Raw genomic sequence first — 14,817 nt, 5'->3', positions numbered from 1 at the left:
AACAGATACTCGCTATGTATTGCATATTTTTTCAGAGTTTCTGTTTTATAAAAAATCGGATTATCAGGCGATCTGTCATTTCCCCGATAATCCGATTTTTATTTTACTTACATCTCAAATGCTTTCTTTATACTGTCATAATGCAGAAACTTTCCTTCCGCCGCAAATGCCTTAATTTCATCTAATGTTGCAAACATATAACCATCTGTCTCCGCCTCCTGAAGATGGAGATCTTTTTCATCAATATCCATCACAAAACGATACACATCTACGAAATAATTATCTCCTTCCCCCGGATTCTCTCTCTTGTAAGTGAAAAGATAACCTCCGTCTGCCCGGCTTGCATCCAGTCCTGTTTCTTCTCTGACTTCTCTTAATACAGCATCGTAAGACGCTTCTCCCGCCTGCGCAGCACCGCCGGATACCTCCCACCAGCCCGGTGCCCAGGCTTTCGTCATTACCCTTTTAGTGATCAGAAATTTCCCGTCCGGTCTTGCTACAACGCCAAGAACAGTAAGGTGATACTCCCCGTTCTTCAGACACCAGTCATTGCGCTTCATCGTTCTTCCTGTTGGTTTCTTATCTGCATCATAAATATCCCATAATTCCATTGTCTGCATCTCCTGTTCTTCTTGTCTGTAGTTTCTTATGTCATTATAATATGTCTTTCAGAACTTCACAATCCTTTATCGTCAGTTTCTCTCTGCCTTCCAGTTTTTCCTTACACTCCTTCTCTCTGTAAATCCTACAATATCTTTCAACAGTATAATCAGTTCAAATCCGCTCCGGTACGGATAATCTCTTCCCCAGATATGCACTATTCCCTGAAAAGATGCGAACTCCCGTCCCATTACTTTTAACCAGAAAACAGCTGCATGCTCCGATTTTTTTACCAGCTCCAGTTCCTTTCCCGCTTCAAGATACCGTCTTCTTTTCTGATTTCTCCTGACCTGTGCTTTCCGCAGTAATACACCATTCTGCTCGCAAGTTTCATCCAGATACAGCAAAAGCCCGTCAAATCCTGTGAAATTGATCTGTGCATCCTCTCTTTTGGCATCCTTCCAGTACAGAATATTTCCAGACGGAATCCTCCCTTTTTCCCAGTACATCCGGATAAAGAAAAGCTCCCCGATATGTCTGTTATCATCCAGCGACCGGTCTTCTGTTTTTTCAGCAAATACTGTCTGCATTTTTATCCCCCTCATTTATATTTATCCTCTTCTTTTTTTCTTCCTTTTCCAGCACAAGATCACGCCTGCCACAAACAGATTCAGTCCGATCACAGCGTACCATCCCCGATACGTCTTCTCGCCTGTCCGGATCGGCTCCGCTCTCTCCGTCACCTCACAGCGTACGCCCCGCACCAGAAGCCGTTTGGTATTGATACCGTAAGGCGTACATGTCAGTAATGTGCAGTAATCCTTCTCCTTATCCAGGGCAAGCAGTCCCGTTTCCTCCGGTTCTACAATATCGATCCGATCGATTTGATAGAAAATCGTCTGCCGGAGCACTGTAATTGTAAAATAGTCTCCCACCTTCAGCTTGTCCAGATCCGAGAAAAGTTTCGCCCCCGGCAGTCCTCTGTGGGAAGAAAGCACCGCATGTGTTCCCTTTCCGCCTATCGGGAAACTGCTTCCTTCCACATGTCCTGCGCCATTGCAGATTGCAAAATCACCCGTTCCATGGTAAATCGGAAGTTTCAACCGGATTGCCGGAATTTCCAGATATCCCATCACACCGTCAGATGTCATATTCAAAAGTGTTCCATAACTATCAGCATTTTTGTCATTCGGCACTGGGTTATTCTGTTCCAGAAGCATCACATTATACGCTCTTGTCTGTGCGATTATTTCCTCTTCCTTCCTGGCATCCAGCTTCTCCACTGACCTTTCATATCCATCTACCACCCTGCTTTGCCGACCGGCATTCCAGATCTTTCCGACTTTTGGATAGAGCATGACCGCGATTCCCACAAAAAGGATTCCTGTCCATATAAAAAAGAAAATTCTTCCCCTTCGTTCCGGCTCATTCACTATCATACAATTCGTTTTCGTCTTTTTGCATTCAACAGGACAACTCCTGCAACAATTGCAATCAGTACTCCACTGACCGTAAAGATCATTTCACCTGTTCCACCTGTCCCCGGAAGAAGTTTTCCTGATTTATTTACAACAACTTTTACCTTTGCTGCAAAATCTGCATTTGTATAAGTTACCTTTGTCTCAGTCTCGCTTTCTGTAACATTTCCGTTTTCATCAAGATATGTACTGGCGTCCGTCCTTGTCGCCCTGATCTTTTCGGCACTTACCAGAAATGACTCCGTCAGCTTGTTATATCCTTCTGGTGCTTTTGTTTCTGTAACTCTGTAATCACCCATCTTCAGACCTTTGATCACCACAGCTCCATCACTTCCGGCTTTCACCTTTCCGTTTCCGGTCTGTCCGCCTTTTACAGTATACACACCGCTTTCTTCTTCTGCCTGAACCGGGAACGGCACTTCAAATTCCACTCCGGTAAGTGCCTCTCCTTTTTCATTGACCTTCTGGATCACAACCGCATAGGTATCTGTTGTTGTAGAATCCTCTATCGAGCTTTTTCCCGGTTCCTCTGTCGTATAATTCCATGAAAATCTGGCACTGTTCTTATTTCCTTCACCGTCGATCACTGCTTTATCGTTTAACGCAGCCGTATAATCAATGGTAATTCTTGCCCCGGTATCATAAAGATTTTTCCAGCCATTTTCTCCTTCATCCGCTGCCCAAGGGATCGTAACCGGGAAAGTTGTATTTTCAAACTGTTCCAGCGGTTCTTCTTCAATCATCACAGATGTGATCTTTGCTGCATCAAATCCAGTCGGAAGAGTATCTTCAATGATGAATTCCTTGATCTGCTTGTCTGCAACATAATTCGAGGTGTTGATCTGTAAACGGAAATGAACCGTTTCACCGATACTGACATTATTTTCCTTTACCTGTTTACCATCGTCAAGTACAATACTTTTCCCTCCGGCATTCCCGTCATTCCCCGGAGTCCACTGCGGCTCCTTACTGTTTTTGTCCACGATCTGCGCGTCTTTTGCAACACTCGTTACCATGATCATACCGCCATCTTTTAAAGTGCTGGTGACATAATAATAGCCGTATGGAAGACCGGTGATTTTTAATATAGAGCCATCGGAAGTTTTACTGCATACTTCCTTTCCATTTTCTTTTATCCAGGCAATTGCCCCTTCAGAAAGTTGCTCTTTAGATCCAGCTTCATATGCATCCTCAGTCGCAGTTATATTTCCTGCTGAATCCTTTTTAAAATAAGGATTTTCAGAAATATCTTTTTTTGTATATGCTACCGAAGTCCCTTCCGTATTCACTTTTGCATCAAATATCTTATAAATTGTATAATGAATCCCTTTTGATGCATTCTCAATCGTAATACTGCCATTACCTCCTGCCCCCGATACACTTTCCTGTGCAAATGCCGTCATCGACATCCCCACGATCGTTACTGCCATTACCAAAACGGATAACAGCCGTCTCAATTGTCTCATTCTTTTTCCTCTCTTTCTTTTTATTTTCGGATCCTTTCCTCATTTTACACATCCATACAACCGATTTCCGTTTCTTTTCCGTCCAGAAACCGTTTCTTTTTCATCCTTTTTTCGTTTCTTTTACAAAATCTTTTGAACCATTCATTTTTTATTCCTTTTACAGCAGACATTCACAATCAAAAAACTATACAAAGAATGTGTAGTCCAATAAAATCTCTTCAAAAAAATCGGGAGGCTGTCTGATAACAGTCTCCCGATTTTTGCTATATTCCCCATTATTCTTTTTGATTCAACAACGTTCCCAAAGTGTTTTCCGCCCAGCTGTAATTCGTCATATACACTCCTTTGAACAGCTTTTTATGTTTTTCCTCATCCTCCAGGTAGTCATACAGATCACACTCCACATGCTCTGTGCGGATACGGCTCTCCTGATTTACCCGATGCAGGACTCTTTCGATTCCGTATGCATTTAACGTTCTCCGAAGTTCTTTTATCACTTTGCGGAATTTATCTTTTATTCTTTTTTCTGTACATTCATCCTCCCATAAATAACTGATCGCATCCCCCGTCGTCACAAATCCTCCTCTTCTGTCAACCAGAAGTGCCAACAGTTCTTTGGCTTTCTTACATGAAAAAGGAATCGTTTCCCCATCCACAAAAATATCAAAATAACCGAATGTGCGGATTACAATCCTTTTCCCTTCCATCTTTGTCAACTCACTATACATTCTCTTTTCCCCCTTCATTTAATGAGAATCTTTATCATCATACACTATCCAAATGAGCAGACTCAACATTCCATGCCAAAACATTACTTTCGTAACTTTTTCACACTATTCGACATTCCACTTTAACACTCTCTTCTTCTGAAATCTTTCATCTCTTTTCCATCTAACGCTGCATATTCCAGAACATCATCTGTGTTATATACAAGCTTTAATGAGAAAAACGGCTGCTCATTTTCAAGGAGTTCAAAAAAGATCCGATCCCCTTCCCACAATTCCAGTTCTCCGATCTTAGACTTTTCTACCCATTCCAGTTCTCCTTCATCACACGCAATCGGCGTTCCTGTAAAACCATCTGCCGTATAAAGCGACATATATTCTACTACATCTTCGCCATATACAAAGGTTACAATCCCACGATATCTCCAGGATGTCAGCGTGTATCCCGTCTCTTCCCATACCTCACGAAGAAGACATTCCTCCGGGCTTTCCCCTTTTTCAAAATGACCGCCTACTCCGATCCACTTGTCTTTATTGATATCATTTTCTTTGACAGTCCGGTGAAGCATCAGATATTTTCCATCCTGTTCAATATAACAAAGTGTGCTTAATTTTACCATTTTACGTTCCCTTTCATACACAAAATATTTTATGAAAATTATAATCTATCTTCTGGTATTTCTCAACTTCCATAACCTGTCTTTTTCCACCATTCCTCCTTCTCTTTAATTGCAAATATTGTCCGCAAATAGTATAATGATGTTTAAGGATTGTGGGAATTGCGTAGCAATGGAGCAATCCAGTTACATCAGTAAGTGGCAAAATTCACTTTTGACACTCACATCGTATAATATCTTCAAATAGACCAAAATTGTAGATAAGGAGTCTCTGTTTTGACAAAAGAAAACTATAAAATAAGCAAAATCCAGATCGGATTTTACTATCTTCTGATGTTCCTGATACTTATCTGGTTTCTGGTAATACAATTCACAGGAATTAACAATCACAATGCCAGAATCCAATCCAGCGACATCACATATCGTGGTACTTTTACCTGGATTCACTCCGATGGGAGCAAAGAACAGATTGCCGTCCCCGGACATTACAATGTTCCTGCAAAAGAGACTATGGTCATTACCACAACACTTCCTGAAAATTATACACAAAGTTCACTTGCTATACGTTCCTCTCTGCAGGATATCCGTTTCTATATTGACGGAGTGCTTCGCACTGAATACACAACCAAAGACCATCGACTGACTGGGAAAAATTCTGCCAGCTGTTATGTTTTCTGTCCTACTTCAGCAGCAGATGCAGGAAAAGAACTCCGTATTGAGCTGACTACCAATACCTCTAACTATTCCGGTGTAGTCAATGAGATCTATTCCGGAGACAAGAGTGATATCTGGGAATATATTTTTGAATCTTACGGACTTGAGACTATTATTGCTTTCTTCATCTTGTTCGCCGGTATCATTACCATCCTTTTCAGTATCGCACTCGGAATTGTCTATGACAGAAAATTCGATATGGAATATCTTGGATGGTGCATGACCATGGGAGCTGCATGGATGCTCGGCGAATCCAAGCTCAGACAGCTTATAGTTCCGAATCCCTCTGCACTGGGGACTTTATGCTTTGTGATGATCATGCTCGTTCCGATCCCGGTACTTTTTTATGCAGATCTCATTCAGCAGGGGCGTTATAAAAAGCCTTACTTTTACCTTGGCTGTGCGGCATTTGGTAACTTTTTGATCTGTCTGGTTCTTCATCTGACTGGCATTGCTGATTTTATTGAAACTCTGCCGTGCGCCCACGTGATTCTTGCAGTCACCTTCTTTCTGATTTTCCTGACTTTCTGTCTGGATATGCGAAAGAAAGAATACCGGAAAAACAAATTGGTGCTGATTGGCCTGATCATTGCAATGCTTGCCATCGCCATCGAATCCATTTCTACATATTTTGTAGTTTTGATTTCCGGTCTTTTTATTGGTGTCGGCATGTTGATCCTTCTTTTCATTAACATTATCCGTACAATAAAGAATGTGCATACCATTGAAATGCATCGTCAAAAAGAGGAGCTTTTGAAACGTAAACGGCAGATGGAAAAAATTTCCTTACAGATGATGCAGACTCTCTCTACAACCATCGAGGCCAAGGACGAATACACCAGAGGGCACTCCCATCGTGTTGCGGAATACTCTGCACTGATTGCGCAGGAAATGGGTTGGAATCGCTCTGAAATCGTCAATCTCCGACATGCAGCTCATCTGCATGATATCGGAAAAGTCGGCATCCCTGATATTATTTTAAACAAGCCATCCAGACTGACAAACGAAGAGTACGCTGTTATTAAGGAACATACGGTTATTGGTGCTGAGATTTTGAAAAATGTTTCGATCATCAATCATGTAACCGAAGTTGCCCGATCTCATCATGAGCGTTATGATGGTCATGGTTATCCGGACGGTCTAAAAGGTGAAGAAATTCCGATCCATGCGCGAATCGTTGCTGTTGCTGACAGCTATGACGCAATGAATTCCCGCCGTATTTACCGTAATTCTCTTCCAAAAGAAACAATTTATGAAGAAATACGCAAAAACAGAGGAACTCAGTTCGATCCGGAAATCGCAGATATTTTTCTCAGACTGATGGATGAGAATCGTCTGACGATCACAGATACTTATCTGGAAATTGATGACGAGCCAGCTCTTCCTGGCATGGAATTTGAAATCAGCAACTTCATTTCCAATGTTATGAATACGATGAAGAGCCAGGAGGAAGTAGAAAATTTTGATCTTCTTACCGGACTCCCTATGCGAAATACCGGTCAGAAAATGATCGCACAGCTGATGCAGGAACACAATGGCTGTCTGATCTTTATGGATATGGATAATCTGAAAAAGATAAATGATATCTACGGTCATAAAGCCGGCGACCGTGCACTGAAAGCACTTGGAGCTCTCCTCTCCGAGCATATCGGAAATTCGGTTGGCTGCAGGTTTGGTGGCGATGAATTCCTTCTTTTTGTACCGGATGCCGGTAAAAATGAAATATCCGAGCTTATGGAAACTCTGTTTTCCCGCTTTGATTCTGAGAAGAAAAAAGATTTTGAGATCCGTGTTGCATCCATTTCTGCCGGACTTTGCATGTGTACCAAGGGAGATTCCTTTGACGAGTGTTCTTCCAAAGCAGATAAAGCACTCTATTATGTCAAGCAAAACGGAAAACACAATTTCTTTTTCTATCAACAGATGGACAATACCGTATTCCCGGTTTCCAGCGTAGCAAAAGATCTTTCCCTTGTGGCAAAAGTACTTCGCAACAGCGGAAACTATTCCGGAGCACTTAATCTTAATTACCGTGAATTTTCTAAGATTTATGAGTACATCAACCAACTTGGAGAACGACATAAATACCATTGTTTCCTGGTCATGGTCACAATGGAAACCTCTCCGGATTCTATGATGTATATTGAAAATATTGAACAGGCACTGGAATACATGGAGGAAGCGATCCGTCACAAGATCCGTAAGATTGACGTGTGTACACGGTATAGTGCCATGCAGTATCTGATCATTTTATTTGAACCAGATGAAAGTCAGATTTCAAAAGTTATGGACCGTATTTTTATTCAGTATTATAAACTGTACGATAAACGGAATTTCATTCCGAAGTATGAATATCTTCCGATGAATGAACACTCGGAGGAAACAAATCCTCAAAACACTTCAGATCACCTTAACCAAGAGATCCATCCAGTATAGAAATTTTCCTGCATACCAGATCACGACAGCAAGAGATCCCTGCACCATTTACGGCACAGGGATCCCTTTAATCTCTTTCAGTTCCATTCCAATTAGCTAGAAGCACTCCAGAAATATTTCCAGAATCTCCTCATGTGTCATCTTCTTATAACTTCCATCCACCAGATAACAAGAATCCGCAATTTCTTTCAGATCCTCTTTTTTCTCCACGCCTACTTCCCGAAGTGTTGTCGGAAGTCCGATCTCTCTGATAAAATCAGCCAATGCCTCTACGCCAGCTTCAGCCATCTCTTCATCGGTACGTCCATTTCTCGGAATTTTCCATACATTTTCCGCAAACCGGGTAAATTTCTTTGCGCCTGCCTGACAGATATGCCGATAATAAACCGGATGCAGCACAGCAAGTCCACATCCATGACTGCAGTTGGTATAAGCACTGATCTGATGCTCCATCTGATGGCATTCAAAATCACATTTTTTGCCGAGCTTGATGATCCGGTTCTCCGCCATGGTAGACAGCCACATCAGATTACTTCTTGCTGTATAATCCCCCGGATTTACCAATGCCGCACGAAGACTTGTTATCACGCCGCGCATCAGAGCTTCCGAAATATCATCTGATACGTTATCCTCGTCCGGCTCACTGAAATAAGTCTCCATAACGTGAGACAGGATATCAAAGCTTCCTGCCACCATCTGTTTTGTCGGAACAGTATAAGTGTAAGTCGGATCCATTAATGCAAATTCCGGATTGCATTTCGGATAATCCCGGTCTGTCTTGATCATGACCTCTTCATTGGTAATAACTGCTCCCCCGTTGCACTCACTGCCTGTTCCGGACGCTGTTACGATCACGCCAAGTGGCATCGGTTCAAAATCCACAACACCCTTCTTCGCCCAGTACTCATCCCACACATCTTTCTCGCTGACCGCTGCCATGGAAATTGCCTTGCTACAGTCCATAACCGAACCGCCGCCGACTGCAAGGATCCAGTCCACCTGTTTTTCCTTTACCAGCTTTGTGCCTTCAAGCACCTTCTTATAAGTCGGATTTTCCATGATCCCCGGAAATTCAATGATCGTTTTCCCGGCTTTTTCAAGTGCTGCTATGACTTCCTCATAAACTCCATTTTTCTTGATCGAGCCGCCGCCATAGGCAAGCAGAACCTTATCCCCATGCACCGCAGCGATTTTCGGCAGATACTCACCGACACATCCTTTCCCGAAATATACTTTCGTTTTATTTTCAAAAATAAAGTTATTCATCCTTTTTCTCCTTTATGTAATTTAAGCAAAATATGTTTCGGCAGATTTTCTTTTTTCAATGATCTATTCCGAAACATCCCTCTTTTTCCACAGATACTTATATTATAGTCCCTGAAAAAATTTATCGTCAACATCTTTCCGGTTTGCACACATTCCAAAATGGAACCCGCAATTTTCCCGACTAACTTCTTTACATGGTTTTCCATACCATCATGTAGTTTATACAGGTTTCTCTCCAGCAGTTTTTATTCAATTTGTAACTGTTCAGAGCCAAGCAAAATTTCATAAAACAGGTGTAAAATGCTTGCATTTTTAAGACTGTTTTTGAAAATTTATTCGGCGGATACGCCACACTTACGAAATGCGTAGCATTTTGGAGGTTGGCTCTGAACAGTTACTTCAATTTTAAAAAAGCATGCAAAATAAACAGATATATGGTATGATAGAAAGCAAAAAACAGAAAGTACAGGAGGGTTAACATATGTATATTACTTGTCTGGATGTCGAAGGAGTACTTGTACCGGAAATCTGGGTTGCATTTGCAGAAGCAAGTGGAATTCCGGAACTGAAAAGAACCACAAGAGATGAACCTGATTATAACAAACTGATGCGTTGGAGACTGGATACTTTAAAAGCGCATGGTCTCGGGATCAAAGAAATTCAGGAAACAATTTCCAAGATTGATCCGCTTCCGGGCGCAAAAGACTTCCTGGATGAGCTACGTTCCTTCACCCAGGTAATCCTTCTCAGTGATACCTTCACCGAATTTGCAATGCCGCTCATGGAAAAGCTTGGTCATCCGACACTTTTCTGCAACAGTCTGGAAATTGCGGAAAATGGTGAGATCACAGACTTCAAGATGCGTGTGGAAAATTCCAAACTAACAACCGTAAAGGCACTGCAGTCCATCGGATTTGAAACAATTGCAAGTGGGGATTCTTACAACGATCTGGGCATGATCCAGGCAAGTAAGGCAGGATTCTTATTCCGTTCAACCGACAAGATCAAAGCGGATTATCCGCAGATCCCAGCCTATGAAACCTATGAAGAGCTGCTTGGCGCAATTAAAGATGCAATGAAATAAAAGATAATTGCATATTGCATAGCGATATGCGTAAAAAACCTTACCGGTTTTCAGTTTTTACGTCTGAAAATTGGTAAGGTTTCTCTTTTTTATGCAATATAAAATAATGTCCGGTGATTACAAACACAGCCTCTACACACTGCACTTCTCATATGCAAACAATGCAGCTCCAAGCGCACCACAAAGCTGTGCCTCGTCGCAAATATACAATTTTGCATCCAGCTTTTCTTCCAGTGCTTTGATGATTCCAGGATTCTTTGCCACTCCGCCTGTCATCATATATTCTCCCGGATTCTTTTTCCCAAGACGTGCCGCCAGTGCTCCTACTTTCGAAGCAACCGACACATTCAGACCATGGATGATATCTGCCACATCTTTATTCTGAGCCACAAGTGATACCACCTCTGACTCAGCGAACACCGTACACATACTGGAAATCACAATATTTTCCTTCCATTCCAATCCTTTTGTACTCATCTCTTCAAGAGAAAGTCCCAAAGTCCGTGCCATCATTTCCAGAAACCTTCCGGTTCCTGCCGCACATTTGTCATTCATCAGGAAATTCTTTACTGCGCCATTTTCATCGATGCTGATCGCCTTGATATCCTGTCCGCCGATATCGATCACCGTCCGCACATTCGGGTTCAGGTAATGCGCACCTTTGGCATGACAGGTGATCTCTGTAATACTGTCATCCCCGCTTTCAATATAAGCACGTCCATATCCCGTCGTGACAATTCTGACGATTTCTTCTTTCTTAATTCCTGCCTTCTCTATGGCAAGATCCAGGCTTTTCTCCGCACTCATCATCGCTCCGCCGCCTGTCGGAATGATCATCGTAGATTTAATTTTTCCGTCCTGATCCAGAATCACAACGTCTGTACTTGTAGAGCCACTGTCGATCCCTGCTACATAATATATTCCTGACTCCATCTTTTTTCTTGCCTCCTCACTGATTCCTTTTCCCGGATCCATGTCTTCCGATCCTTCAATCGTTTCTGCAAACGCCTGGATTCTCGTCAGTAACTGTCCAGCGCTCTGACTTGTAAAATCCGTCTCGATTTTCAGAAGCGGTACTTTGATATTCTTTTTAATGCTCGCATATTCAAATCCATAATAATCACAGAATTTGATCGTATGATAAATAATTCCCTTCAAGTTTGGATCCAGATACAGCTGATTTCTCCGAGTGTTGTTATTCATTCGGAAACATGGGATCTGGCAAAGCAGGGCATCCGCATAAGCCAGAAACATTTTTTCTTCATCCATCTGTCTCATCTGCTCCGGAACAACTGCAAGCTGTCTTCCGCCGGTGCAAGTAAGATTGTTCACGTCCATCTGAATATTATCCCGGATCATTTTTTCAAGAATACCCGTTACACGCACACCCAGCAGACCAATGTATGGCTTCATTTCTGTCTCATTTTCTGTAAATGAATTTAAAAATGCTTCCTTATCAAAAGTTTTTCCGGAAAATTTTTCGTATGCTTTTTTCAGGCGCATGATTGCCTGTGCATACTTTACCTTCTCACATTCATTATCTTCATGCGGAAGGTCCAGCATATATAAAAATTTGCATTTTCCGGTGCTCTCTACAATATCATAAACTCTCCGCGCAGAATCACAGCAGTTCACAAGTACAAGCTGCTTGACCTTTCCTTCCAGAACTGCCTGAATCACAGATTTCCCAAAGCCGCACAGATTTGCGTGTGCGATCTGATCCGACATTTCAAAGTTCTCCGGCATTTCCTCCAGTACGGCACACTCTTCTCCAAATGCATTCAATAACTCTACCGGCGTATATTTACAGACATAATGTATCATCTGACCCAGCCCCCTTTCCGTGATTTGCGGCATATTTTTCTGCTTTATTTACCTTCAGCATCTCCATATAAGCCTGAAGTCTTGTAGAAATCTGTCCATCACTGCTGTTTGCCGGATTACATCCATCTCCATCAAGGATCATGGTCGGGATCCCTGCTTCCTCAAGCGATCCTTTGATCAGACTGGAAGCTCCGATCGTACCTTTGCATCCCCAATGTGTAAAAAGGATTCCTCCATCCACATTTGTCTGCTCCGCAAGCTCTTTTGCCTTCTGGATTCTCTGCTTGACGCTTCCATTGTAAATGCAGTTCACCATCTTTTCTGCCATGGACTCATACGGATCTTCATAATGTGTCTTCTGAAATCCGTCTGCCACAAAGTCACAGGCACTGATATGAATCTGGTCACTGTAATTGAAAATATCCTTTACCGGTTCCTGCAAAAATGGCATCATATGCATCCAGAGAATATGCAGACCTTCGCTCTTCGGTGCCTTTTTCACATCTTCCAGAAGCAATTTCGTATACTTGACTGCCTCCTGCGAACCCGCCATGAGGTGGCACATGAAAATCGCGTACAGCTCATTGGTCAGGCTCGTGACCGGATCATGTTCTTTGCGCAGTGCCAGCTGTTCATGATAATATGCGGCTGCCTGGTTGCTGTTATTGACCGCCTGCCGTACTGCCTCTTCGGAAATCTTCTTTCCAGTAACATCTTCTAAAAATGCTTTCAACTCCCGGAGCTGATCTGCCACATATTTTACAGAATCTTCGTTCTTGTCATACGGTACATCTATAAAAAATCCCGGAAGCATATTTTTCTGCTTCAGATACGGGAAGGTCATCATATTGCTGTCACATGCCAGATTTGTGTAGATCATACATTTTGGCTTTGGCACAAGTCCGGATAGTGCCGCTCCAAGGAAAACTCTGTGATAGGAGCACATCGTTTCCGGAAATCCCTCTTCTTCTGTTTTTCTCAAAAATGTCTGCTCACATCTTGTTCCCGCGATAAAGCAGGACATTGCTTCTACCGAATACGGAGTCAGCCCTGCCGCCGTCAAAAGCTCTCCCGGAACAAAGATGCTGACCATCGCTGAATTTTCAGGCTTTGAAAGTGCCTGGATGATATTTTTCATAACAATTCTTGCTACATACTGTCCCGATTTGGGCAGCTTTTTATCTGCAAAAAAGAGCAGTCGTTTCTCCTGAAGTCGGTATCCTGTAAGAAGAAGCCTGCGCGCCTTCCCGGGATCCTCCAGAGACATACTGCTCACTGCGTTACCAAATTTTTGTATAATGTCCATTATAGAATTCCTCTCTGTTTTGCCTTTACTTGCTGTCTGATATATTATAGCAGTTGTGTCGGGAAAGTAAAGAGGAATCTATTGACTTCAACGGAACCAATGGAACGTACTTTTTTCAAGATATAATATCTGCTCTTCTATCTCTTACTCAAATTTAATAGCTATCTCAAGAAATTTTCATTGACTCTCGAGTGCGCTTCTATGATATGATGATACCATGATCCAAAGTATAACAATTATTATTTCTTTACTTCCGGACTTCTTCCATACTTGCTTTACGGAAAAATTCCGCGAATATCAAATCATTACAAAGGAGATTTTTATCATGAGAGAAACTATTTTAGGCAATCATCTGCAAAAAATTCCTTCCATTGCAGTCGGATGCATGCGACTTTCTGAAAAATCGAAGGAGGAAATGAACCATTTCATTCACTCTGCATTGGAACAGGGCGCATATTTCTTCGATCATGCGGATATCTACGGCGGAGGTATGAGTGAGACTGTGTTCGGCGAAGCCTTTGCCGGCGATCCCTCCCTGAAACGGGAAGATATTTACCTGCAGTCAAAATGCGGCATCCGTCAAGGTTGTTATGATCTCTCAAAAGAGCACATTTTGAAATCCGTCGATGGTATTTTAAAACGGCTTCAGACAGATTATCTCGATCTTCTGCTGCTTCATCGTCCGGATGCACTCGTAGAACCGGAAGAGGTTGCTGCCGCATTTGATGTTCTGTTTGAGAGCGGAAAGGTCCGCCATTTTGGTGTTTCAAACCACAAACCGATGCAGATTGCACTGCTGCAGAAGTATGTCTGCCAACCGCTCGTTGTCAACCAGGTTCAATTCAGCATTCCGGTTTCCAATCTTGTTGCAAATGGCATGGAAGTCAATATGGAAACCCCGGGTTCAATTGACCACGACGGAAGTCTGCTCGACTACTGCCGCCTCCACGATATCACCCTCCAGGCCTGGTCACCATTTCAGATGCCGGCATGGAAAGGATGCTTTCTCGGAAGTGACGAATACCCGGAACTGAATCAAAAGCTTCATGTACTGGCTGAAAAATATAATGTCAGCGACACTACCATTGCGGCTGCGTGGATTTTACGCCACCCGGCAAATATGCAAATCATTACCGGAACTGCAAGCGAAAGCCGCCTGAAAGAAATTATCGCAGCATGTGAGATAACACTGACTCGCGAAGAATGGTATGAGCTGTACCTGGCTGCAGGTCATCCGCTTCCATAAGGATTTTCAGCATTATATTTCTGATTTTATATTCTTGCTGACTTATGTTATTACC

12 protein-coding genes are annotated in these 14,817 nt (G+C 42.5%); 3 read left to right on the top strand and 9 right to left on the bottom strand.

Annotation, left to right across the window (positions count from 1 at the left end; all coding sequences use genetic code 11):
* Nucleotides 1-107: 107 nt before the first annotated feature.
* The 6 genes from PG766_RS04840 to PG766_RS04815 all read right to left on the bottom strand — a co-directional run bounded on the left by PG766_RS04840 (nucleotide 108) and on the right by PG766_RS04815 (nucleotide 4,889).
* The gene (locus tag PG766_RS04840) at nucleotides 108-611 is read right to left on the bottom strand and encodes an NUDIX hydrolase (RefSeq protein ID WP_270590541.1); all 504 of its coding nucleotides are present in this window, start codon (nucleotides 609-611) and stop codon (nucleotides 108-110) included.
* 81 nt (nucleotides 612-692) lie between these two features.
* Nucleotides 693-1,190 carry a hypothetical protein gene (locus tag PG766_RS04835; RefSeq protein WP_117557271.1) on the bottom strand — a complete coding sequence of 166 codons (498 nt, stop codon included), beginning with the start codon at nucleotides 1,188-1,190 and terminating at the stop codon, nucleotides 693-695.
* 21 nt (nucleotides 1,191-1,211) lie between these two features.
* Nucleotides 1,212-2,039 carry a class C sortase gene (locus PG766_RS04830; protein WP_270590540.1) on the bottom strand — a complete coding sequence of 276 codons (828 nt, stop codon included), beginning with the start codon at nucleotides 2,037-2,039 and terminating at the stop codon, nucleotides 1,212-1,214.
* Complete coding sequence (locus tag PG766_RS04825; RefSeq protein ID WP_270590539.1) at nucleotides 2,036-3,544, bottom strand: SpaA isopeptide-forming pilin-related protein; 1,509 nt, start codon at nucleotides 3,542-3,544, stop codon at nucleotides 2,036-2,038. The genes PG766_RS04830 and PG766_RS04825 overlap by 4 nt, the downstream gene beginning before the upstream one ends.
* 275 nt (nucleotides 3,545-3,819) lie before the next feature.
* A complete protein-coding gene (locus tag PG766_RS04820) occupies nucleotides 3,820-4,272 on the bottom strand; it encodes an AfsR/SARP family transcriptional regulator (RefSeq protein ID WP_118198615.1) in 453 nt (150 codons plus the stop codon).
* Nucleotides 4,273-4,394: 122 nt separating this feature from the next.
* Nucleotides 4,395-4,889: an NUDIX hydrolase gene (locus tag PG766_RS04815; RefSeq protein WP_008368677.1), complete on the bottom strand. Its 495-nt coding sequence runs from the start codon at nucleotides 4,887-4,889 to the stop codon at nucleotides 4,395-4,397.
* Between the two features lie 273 nt (nucleotides 4,890-5,162).
* Here PG766_RS04815 and PG766_RS04810 point away from each other — a divergent pair, with 273 nt between their 5' ends.
* Nucleotides 5,163-8,036, top strand: a complete 2,874-nt coding sequence (locus PG766_RS04810; RefSeq protein WP_270590538.1) for a bifunctional diguanylate cyclase/phosphohydrolase — start codon at nucleotides 5,163-5,165, stop codon at nucleotides 8,034-8,036.
* A gap of 96 nt (nucleotides 8,037-8,132) precedes the next feature.
* Here the strand turns inward: PG766_RS04810 and PG766_RS04805 are convergent, their stop codons facing one another.
* Complete coding sequence (locus PG766_RS04805) at nucleotides 8,133-9,302, bottom strand: iron-containing alcohol dehydrogenase (RefSeq protein ID WP_270590536.1); 1,170 nt, start codon at nucleotides 9,300-9,302, stop codon at nucleotides 8,133-8,135.
* A 481-nt stretch (nucleotides 9,303-9,783) separates the two neighbouring features.
* Here PG766_RS04805 and thrH point away from each other — a divergent pair, with 481 nt between their 5' ends.
* Complete coding sequence (gene thrH / locus PG766_RS04800; protein ID WP_008368697.1) at nucleotides 9,784-10,386, top strand: bifunctional phosphoserine phosphatase/homoserine phosphotransferase ThrH; 603 nt, start codon at nucleotides 9,784-9,786, stop codon at nucleotides 10,384-10,386.
* Nucleotides 10,387-10,518: 132 nt separating this feature from the next.
* Here the strand turns inward: thrH and PG766_RS04795 are convergent, their stop codons facing one another.
* Nucleotides 10,519-12,210, bottom strand: coding sequence for an acyl-CoA dehydratase activase (locus PG766_RS04795; RefSeq protein WP_118219394.1), 1,692 nt, complete (start codon nucleotides 12,208-12,210; stop codon nucleotides 10,519-10,521).
* A complete protein-coding gene (locus PG766_RS04790; RefSeq protein ID WP_118219392.1) occupies nucleotides 12,191-13,516 on the bottom strand; it encodes a 2-hydroxyacyl-CoA dehydratase subunit D in 1,326 nt (441 codons plus the stop codon). Before PG766_RS04790 ends, PG766_RS04795 begins: the two co-directional genes overlap by 20 nt.
* 325 nt (nucleotides 13,517-13,841) lie before the next feature.
* Here PG766_RS04790 and PG766_RS04785 point away from each other — a divergent pair, with 325 nt between their 5' ends.
* Nucleotides 13,842-14,762: an aldo/keto reductase gene (locus tag PG766_RS04785; protein WP_022220063.1), complete on the top strand. Its 921-nt coding sequence runs from the start codon at nucleotides 13,842-13,844 to the stop codon at nucleotides 14,760-14,762.
* The last annotated feature ends 55 nt before the right edge of the window (nucleotides 14,763-14,817 follow it).

Origin of the sequence: Coprococcus sp. LG101-27, assembly GCF_027695515.1 — a bacterium.
In the GTDB taxonomy this organism is placed as follows: domain Bacteria; phylum Bacillota; class Clostridia; order Lachnospirales; family Lachnospiraceae; genus Allocoprococcus; species Allocoprococcus comes.
The sequence above is the reverse complement of the archived record's forward strand: the minus strand, read 5'-3'. Positions and strand labels throughout refer to the sequence as shown.

Coding starts and splice junctions, on each gene's coding strand:
- PG766_RS04835 (WP_117557271.1), bottom strand. CDS start 1,190: ATGCAGACAGTATTTGCTGAAAAAACAGAAGACCGGTCGCTGGATGAT.
- PG766_RS04785 (WP_022220063.1), top strand. CDS start 13,842: ATGAGAGAAACTATTTTAGGCAATCATCTGCAAAAAATTCCTTCCATT.
- PG766_RS04805 (WP_270590536.1), bottom strand. CDS start 9,302: ATGAATAACTTTATTTTTGAAAATAAAACGAAAGTATATTTCGGGAAA.
- PG766_RS04795 (WP_118219394.1), bottom strand. CDS start 12,210: ATGATACATTATGTCTGTAAATATACGCCGGTAGAGTTATTGAATGCA.
- PG766_RS04820 (WP_118198615.1), bottom strand. CDS start 4,272: ATGTATAGTGAGTTGACAAAGATGGAAGGGAAAAGGATTGTAATCCGC.
- PG766_RS04815 (WP_008368677.1), bottom strand. CDS start 4,889: ATGGTAAAATTAAGCACACTTTGTTATATTGAACAGGATGGAAAATAT.
- PG766_RS04790 (WP_118219392.1), bottom strand. CDS start 13,516: ATGGACATTATACAAAAATTTGGTAACGCAGTGAGCAGTATGTCTCTG.
- PG766_RS04830 (WP_270590540.1), bottom strand. CDS start 2,039: ATGATAGTGAATGAGCCGGAACGAAGGGGAAGAATTTTCTTTTTTATA.
- PG766_RS04840 (WP_270590541.1), bottom strand. CDS start 611: ATGGAATTATGGGATATTTATGATGCAGATAAGAAACCAACAGGAAGA.
- thrH (WP_008368697.1), top strand. CDS start 9,784: ATGTATATTACTTGTCTGGATGTCGAAGGAGTACTTGTACCGGAAATC.
- PG766_RS04825 (WP_270590539.1), bottom strand. CDS start 3,544: ATGAGACAATTGAGACGGCTGTTATCCGTTTTGGTAATGGCAGTAACG.